Raw genomic sequence first — 2098 nt, 5'->3', positions numbered from 1 at the left:
GATGTTAAGCAACTCGAGCCACGCCAGCGAACGCAGCCGTCGCCGGATCCAGGAGCGGGAGCGGTGATTCACCTACCGACTATGGCATGGCAGACGCGCTCCGCTACACCTCACCCGGAGTGGACGCTACTCATCCGCAACACACCAGCTCAGCCAATCCCTGAGAAGGATCCACACCCAACCCCGATGGTTCGCCTGTCCGTGGTCACGTGTCATCGCCGTCGAGCCGACAAGCCTCAGCGATGGCTTGGGGATCCCAATAGAACGGGCGGCATTCCAGCATGCGTCCATCCCGCACGGTGACCAGTTGCATGATCAAGGTGTCGACCTGCTTGCCGGTGGCGCGGGCCCGGAAGCGGACCCGATTCCGTACGATGACGGTGTTGGTGTCCCCCCAATGTTGTTGTTCCAGGAACTCCATCGCCTCCCAGACCTCACTGAAAACGGCCAGAAATCGCTCCATCTCCTCATGTCCACGCCAGACCCCGGTTCCGGTGAACGGCAGTCCTGGAGCCTGGTACAGCACCACCTCCGGGTCCAGCAAAGCAGCAACGGGTTCGTAGCTGGCCTTACCGAAACCGCCCGTGGCCACGTACGCGGCCTCGGCCGCGTAGAACCTCTCCATGACCGTCCACGCATCATCAGCTCGCTGTCGGCCTGACTGCTCCCCGCCGACCTGGGTCTCTGACGTCTTTACCGTGCTCATGACCCGAGCATCTCTAGTGTCCCGGATTCCCGCTGGCGTGAATCGGACCTCTCGCTCAACTCACCTGGGCCCCACAAGACTCCTCGCACCAGGGACTGTACAAAGAAGAAGAACGGCTCTGGCCCGTAATCGGTGGTGGCGCCGAGTGATCTTCACTTCGGCAGGATGCGGTGGCGAAGAAGGTCGAACCCGGCCCGGCCGTGCATCTGGCGCATGATCCTTTTCGTGCGGGTGTTGACGCTTTCGGTTCGGCCGTTGCGATGCGGGAGGGTGAGGGCGGCGTTCACGGCGTCGCGGTCGAGTTCGAGGCCGTTGGCGAAGCCGTGCAGGTGGGGCAGGTCAGCGGCTCGCAGGGTGGTGATCCAGGTGGTGAGCTTGGCGTCGTTGCCCTCGGCCGGGGTGAGGAGTTCGGCGAAGCTGCGGATATGGTGGGAGAGTGCGGTCAGTTCGGGGCAGACGGCCGTGAGTTCCTGCCGTAGTTGGGTGTCGCTATCGCGGAGCCGGTCGGGGTGGGTGAGCAGGAGGCGTGCCAGGCGGCGCGGGGTGGTGACAGGCCGTTGTCCTTCGGCTCGGCCTTGGGTGATGTAGCGGTAGAGCAGGTTGAGGCTGCCGGTGTAGCCCAGCTCTTTGATCTCGCGGAACAGTTGCCGAACCGGGACGGCGGGGTCGGCGGCGCGCCGTTCTCGCAGGTGATCGGGGTAGGGGTCGATGAGGGTGGGCTGGTAGCGGGGGGCACGGCGCAGGGCCTCGGGCTCGCGGGTGCGGGCGTAGCGTTTGACGGTGTTCAGGGACGGGTTCAGGCGGCGGGTGCGCTCCAGGAGGCCGGCGCCCTTGTCCCGTAGGTCGTGGATCTGCTGCCGGCGCTCGCGCGTGGTCTGTTCACGCATGCCGGCGGGCCGGGGCGGGTTGACCGTGGCCCAGCAGGCGCTGTGGGAGCGAACTTCAGCGAGGGTCTTGTCGCAGGGGTTCGCCCACAGGTGCCATCGGTCGCCGACCTGCACCGCGTCCGGCAGGGCGCGTCGAATCGCCTCGCCGTAGGCGCCTGAGCCGTCGCGGCAGACGATCTCTACCCCCGGGTGGGAGCACAGCCATGTCTCCAGGACGTCGGTACCGCGGCCGGGCAGGACATCGATCCGCTCGCCGGTCTCGGCGTCGGTGAGGATGGTGGCGTAACGGTGGCGGCGTTTGAGCGCGAGGTCATCGACCCCCAGCACGCGCGGGATCCGCAGCGGTGGCAGCGGCACTCGCATGAGCAGGCGCAGTGCCGTGGACCTCGAGATCGTGATGGCCAGGACCGCTGACAGTCGTGCACCCGCCCGGCCGGCCAGTTCCTTGACCACTGCGCCCAGTTGCCCGGTGAGTCTGCTCGTTCGACGCTGGTAGCGCTCCAGC

2 protein-coding genes are annotated in these 2098 nt (G+C 66.6%); both read right to left on the bottom strand.

Annotated features, from left to right (window positions below):
• Positions 1–205: 205 nt before the first annotated feature.
• Positions 206–706, bottom strand: a complete 501-nt coding sequence (locus ACFWY5_RS57970; RefSeq protein ID WP_379627137.1) for a nuclear transport factor 2 family protein — start codon at positions 704–706, stop codon at positions 206–208.
• Between the two features lie 152 nt (positions 707–858).
• Positions 859–2098 (bottom strand): ISL3 family transposase (locus tag ACFWY5_RS57965; RefSeq protein WP_379640395.1); only part of this gene is annotated, 1240 nt, incomplete at its 5' end.

Origin of the sequence: Nonomuraea sp. NPDC059007 (genome assembly GCF_042740555.1) — a bacterium.
In the GTDB taxonomy this organism is placed as follows: Bacteria; Actinomycetota; Actinomycetes; order Streptosporangiales; family Streptosporangiaceae; genus Nonomuraea.
This window is presented reverse-complemented; position numbering and strand designations above follow the sequence as displayed.